The sequence below is a fragment of the Moorena sp. SIO3I6 genome (genome assembly GCF_010672095.1).
On the sequence record NZ_JAAHHU010000301.1, the window covers coordinates 1 to 5,418 of the forward strand.

At 42.3% G+C, this 5,418-nt stretch carries 4 protein-coding genes; 3 read left to right on the plus strand and 1 reads right to left on the minus strand.

Annotated features, from left to right (window positions below):
* Positions 1–111 precede the first annotated feature (111 nt).
* Positions 112–2,439: a condensation domain-containing protein gene (locus tag F6K49_RS34605; RefSeq protein ID WP_293103945.1), complete on the plus strand. Its 2,328-nt coding sequence runs from the start codon at positions 112–114 to the stop codon at positions 2,437–2,439.
* 16 nt (positions 2,440–2,455) lie between these two features.
* Here F6K49_RS34605 and F6K49_RS34610 read toward each other — a convergent pair whose 3' ends face one another.
* Positions 2,456–3,814 (minus strand): oligosaccharide flippase family protein, encoded by a 1,359-nt coding sequence (locus F6K49_RS34610; RefSeq protein WP_293103948.1) that lies wholly within the window; start codon positions 3,812–3,814, stop codon positions 2,456–2,458.
* Between the two features lie 759 nt (positions 3,815–4,573).
* Between F6K49_RS34610 and F6K49_RS34615 the strand changes: the two genes are divergently transcribed.
* Together F6K49_RS34615 and F6K49_RS34620 are read left to right on the plus strand one after the other, a co-directional pair.
* Complete coding sequence (locus F6K49_RS34615; RefSeq protein ID WP_293103951.1) at positions 4,574–4,858, plus strand: hypothetical protein; 285 nt, start codon at positions 4,574–4,576, stop codon at positions 4,856–4,858.
* A 67-nt stretch (positions 4,859–4,925) separates the two neighbouring features.
* Positions 4,926–5,195 carry a transposase family protein gene (locus tag F6K49_RS34620; protein ID WP_293103954.1) on the plus strand — a complete coding sequence of 90 codons (270 nt, stop codon included), beginning with the start codon at positions 4,926–4,928 and terminating at the stop codon, positions 5,193–5,195.
* Positions 5,196–5,418: the final 223 nt, after the last annotated feature.

Genomic DNA, 5,418 nt, shown 5'->3' on the forward strand with positions numbered 1-5,418 from the left:
ACTTTACTCTGAATGTGTGCAGGAGTTAATGCAAATTAACCGCCATAAGTTGCCTAATTATCTAAAGGGTCTCAGGGCTAGATTGCAAGTTCTGTCTGCCTTGTAGCTTTCATGTCGCCCCGTCAGAAGAAACTGAACACCCAGCAAATTGGTCAGATGCGGCAATATCTACAGCATCACCTTTGTGGGGAATCTGTTCAATCCGATACGTCTGGTAAGAAAAATAAACAAGCTATTTTCATCCTCTGTACCGGACGCTCTGGTTCTACCTTATTAAGGGTGATTATGGCGGGACACCCACAACTTTTCGCACCACCAGAGTTATATCTGCTTTCTTTTAATACTCTTGCCGAACGCAAAGCTGCTTTTTCTGGGCGCAATAATTTCCTGGGAGAAGGGGTAATTCGCGCTATCATGGAAATCAAAAACTGTGATGGGGAACAAGCACAGCAGATTATGGAGGAGTTAGAGGAACAAAACTTGAGTACCAAGGAGTTTTTCTCTTTGATGCAAGAGTGGCTGCCAGGTCAAATCATAGCTGATAAGACTCCACCTTATGTGTTTAATCCAGAAGTTCTGCAACGTGCGGAGGAAGAGTTTGAAAATCCCCTTTATATCCACCTCCAGCGCCATCCCCTGGCCACAATTCGTTCAATGAAAGAGGCCAGGTTAGATTTGTTGGTGGCCATGGAAGAAAACCAGTTCTCAGTGGAGCAAAAAGGAGAATTGATGTGGTTGATAAGTCACCAAAATATATTAGAGTTCCTCAAGAATATACCCAGTTCCCGTCAGCATCAGCTTAAATATGAAGACTTAGTGCAGCAACCCGAAACTACTGTTCATCAGTTATGTGAATTTATCGGGATAGATTTCCATCCCGATATGCTCCAACCTTATAAGGAAAAGAAGCAGCGCATGACCGATGGGGTTCACGCTGTATCCCGGATGATGGGAGATCCTAAATTCCACACTTACAAAGGGATTAATGCCAAAGTTGCTGAGCGCTGGAAGGAAGAATATAAGGTAGACTTTTTGAGCCCAGAAACTTGGAAGGTAGCAGAGTCTTTGGGTTACGAAAAACCTGACACAGGAGTAGAATGGAATTACCCAGAAGGAGAGTTTCCCCTATCTCTCGGTCAAGAGTTTTATTGGTTCCGAGCAAACCCAAGAGATATTCACAATACCGCTTGGCGCATCTGGCATTTAACAGGTCCCCTTAACCGAGATGCCCTCAAACAAACCTTCGAGGAGATAGTCCTTCGTCACGAACCCTTACGAACAACTTACAAAGAGGTTAATGGTTTACCAGTTCAGGTTGTCCATCCAGATACAAGGACTTTAGCTTGGTTAGAAGTAGATCTCCAAGACTTATCGGCGGAAAAACAAGCGGATCGAGTCCAGGAGTATCTACACAAAGAAGCCTATTATCAATTCAACTTGCTAGAGGGACCCATCCTGCGAGTTCATCTCCTGCGTTTGAGCGAAATATCCTATGTATTAATGCCTTGCACAACTCACCTAGCAGTAGACGCTTGGTCTATGGGAATTTTGATGGGGGAAATAAAAGCGCTGTACTCCGCAATTATAACTGGTCAGCCTTCTCCTTTAGAAACACCATCCATGACCTATACAGAGTTTGTCCGGTGGGAGTACACCTTAAGACAAGAAGCTAAGGAAACTGTACTGGACTATTGGAAGCAAAACCTAGCAGGGGTAAAACTTCCCGAGTTACCGAAAGATCGACCCAACCCAAGTTTACCAAGCTGCCAGCAAGGAAATGTAGACATGACCATTGGCGATGACTTAACCCGTGCCATAGAACAGTTGAGTCGGAAAGCGGGCGCAACCCTGAGTAGCTGTTGCTTGGCAGCCTACAGCCTTTTACTCAAAAGTTTTATTACTGAGGGGGACATTGTGGTGTTTTCCACATTAGGAACTCGTCCGCGACTAGAAGTGCAATCCTTAATTGGTTGTTTTGCTACCGTTTTACCCCTGCGTATCAACATTGAGGACAACTATACGTTTGTGGAACTGATGCACGAAGTTCAGCAAACGTTCAAACAAGCCTATCTCCATAAAGATCTCTGTCTGAGTCAATTTATGGAAATCTGGAAATCTAAGGGTGGTCTACATCGTCCCTTTATTCCAGTTGCCTTCAACATGGTAAACGTAATCAACTCCGAGCAACTAGAACTGCCAAACCTAGAAATTGACTTCCAGAGCATTGAAAGGCAGGGAGTCCATGCAGACTTTCATCTCAGAATCAAAGCAATGGAAGGAGCGCCAATGATCACCCAGTTCCGTTATCGTACCGACCTTTTTGACTTTTCTACTATTGAAGAGGTATCCAAACGCTACTTCCAATGCTTAGAGAGTATTGTCAGCTATCCAGAGCAACCAATTCACAAACTATTGGGTACATTAGGGATTGCTGAATAAAACAGGAACCTTATATCTACGTTCCGATCTCTTCTTTTGAAGAAAACTGTTGAAAAAGTCCCCTGAAAACTAGGGGACTTACTCCCACATATTTCACCACTAAAAAACTGAGCCAAATATTCCACACAGCGGAACAAAAAGCTGTGGCGATAGCCGCCCCTACCGCACCAATCATAGGAATGGCGATCGCATTTAACACGATATTGAGAACAGTCGTATAAATAAAAACGGGTAACGATTTATTTTGATGACCCGTCATCACCATCAAATAGCCCACAGAACCGCACCAAGTGCTGAGCAACCGTCCTAAGACCAAAATCTTTAACTGCCAATTGGCGGCAATAAATTCCGAGCCAAATATTCCTAAAACCGGTTGACTGAAGGCGATTAGAAATAAGGAAATAACCAAAGAAGGCCAGAAAATCCAGACCGCAACTGTGGAAACCACCTTTTGCAGACCCTCGATATCGTCTTTAGCGTACAAAGCTGCGAAACTGGGAGCGGCTACTATATTGACAATTGTTAGTACAAAAGCGACCCATTCAGCCGTCTTCACTGCCGCACCGTACATCCCCGCTTCCTCCGGTCCTAATATCGAACCGACCATAATGGTGTCGCTTTTACTGAGAATGATAAAACAACCATACTGTAATAACACAATAAAAGCGACACCCAACCACTCTCGAATGGCATAGACTGGTTTGCTGGGTTCAAATTCTTGGTTTAATTTCAGCAATAACAATCCCAACTGGAATAAAACAGCTATTAGCAAGGCTATTTGGGCAATGGCAATTGCTAAATTCCCCGTCAGGAAGTGAGTTGTCTCTAAGACCAGAAATGCTCCACAGACTACCAAAACCGGCCAGACTATTAGTGATGGCGCGTAGGCTAAAGTAACATCCTTGGCAGCTCTGGAAGTTTCCAATTGCAAATTTACCAGGGCTTGTAATGGTATCAGACCGATACCTATTAATAAAGGAGTGGCATAAGCAAAGGGGTGGTAATAATTCAGCAGTAAAATTACACCAGCAGCTAGCAAGCTAAGCAAAAGACTAGCGAGAATAGTCATCAACCAGCTACTGCGCACGATACCTCGCAACAGTCCCCATTCTTCTTTCACCTGGTACTGGGATACAAAGCGCAAAACGGTATGGGGTAAACCCAATCCTGCGGGAATTGCTAAGAGGATAGACCAAGCAATCACATATTCATAAATGCCATACTCAGTGGTACCCATCCATCGCGCCAGGAAAACCTGCACTACATAAGTCAGAAGAATACCTGCAAATTTTATGATCAGAGCTATTCCAGCTTCTTTAGCCAGAATACCTAAGTTAAGATTTTCGTCGGTAGTGGAAGATACGGTTTGAGTCATAAATTTTATGGAAATCAAAGAAACGGGGTGAAAACCCAGCTACAAGCCTGATAAATTGCAAAAACACAAGACAGTTATATAGCATTTGTAGTTGAAATGTAAACCTGTATGGTCTTTTTTTATTGGACAATAAAACTGAGGATCTCTTTCCCCTCTTGCATGGATGCCTTTTTCAGTAATTCGTATGTTTACAACCCAGATACAAAAGCTTTAAGCGTAAGCATTCAGCCGTCAGCCGTCAGCCGTCAGCCGTCAGCTTATTTTATTCAAAAGCACCGATCTAGTAGCACATAAACTGAAAGCTGTTCGCGTAGCGTGCGCGTAGCGCTTAAGCTGATAGCTGATAGCTGATAGCTGATAACTGATAACTGATAGCTGAATGCTTACCTTTAAGCTAATGGGCTACGCCCATTAGCTGATGACTGAATGCTTAGGATAAAAGTGACAAGAGAATGGGAATATTATCAAGTTTATATCTTAATTTCTGAGCCGAGAAAATTTGGCAGCCTTTTTAAGCTGAGAGATCCCACTCTACAAGCTCAGCAATCGAACTACTCAAACGAGAGTTCTCGTTGACTGACAACACAATCCTGAAGGTATAAATTGATTAATTATTGGTAATAAATTCCTTTTTATTGCGCCTTGGCTTCAAAATATTCTATTACATCAATCCTCAAAGGCAAAGTTACTTGTTGCTTTATTTTTTTTGCATAATGATTGGGGCGGCTTTTCATATTTCCAAGGTCATCTTCTGGTTTTATGACAAAATTTTTAAAAAAATTACCAACACCACATCGTATTTTTATTGGCGGTAGTGGTGGAAATATACACTCAATTTTGGATTACTGTGATACTCGCTTAGACCTCGATGGTATTTTAGTGTTAGCGTTAGCAACAGTTGAGCATATTAATACAGCCTATAGTTGGTTTGAGTCTAAACGTTTCCCCCCCTCCGAGCGCGGGATTAGAGCAAATTCCTTCCCCCCCTTATTAAGGGCAGGGCTGTTTCATTATAGAGTAAAAAGGTGTATATTGAAGCAATAGCCGGATTTTTCCGGCTAATTTCCCTTATATCCTAAAATCAGGGAGAAAAGCTTAATCGACGTTTCTTTTGGAAATACCTGATCATCGCAGTCCTCATGGTCTTCGTCATCCTCTGTGGCTGGTGCTTCTAATCATAATTATGGGGATGATGAGTGGTTATTGGGGTTATCGACAATTGGGTAGATTTGTAGAACGCCACCGCACCCAATTAATTAGTAGACTTAAAATTCCTTGTGCTCGTGTTCCTTCTTATTCAGCAATCAGAAGAGTCATGATTAATTTAGATTACGAAGAACTCCAAGTTGTGTTAATAAATGGAGTAAACAATATAGTATGATTCCCTCTTCAGAATGGATATCACTGGATGGTAAGAGTCTAAAAAATACTGTAACTAACTACGATCGCGTAGCGTGACCAAAGGTCAATCAGGCCCAACAAAACTTTATCAGCTGTGTGTCGGCTTTTGCTCATCAAAGAAGATTAGTTTTAGGGGTAAAAATGATGTCAAACAAACAGGAAAGCGAAATTCCCGTCGTTCGATAATTAATTGAGTTATTAGA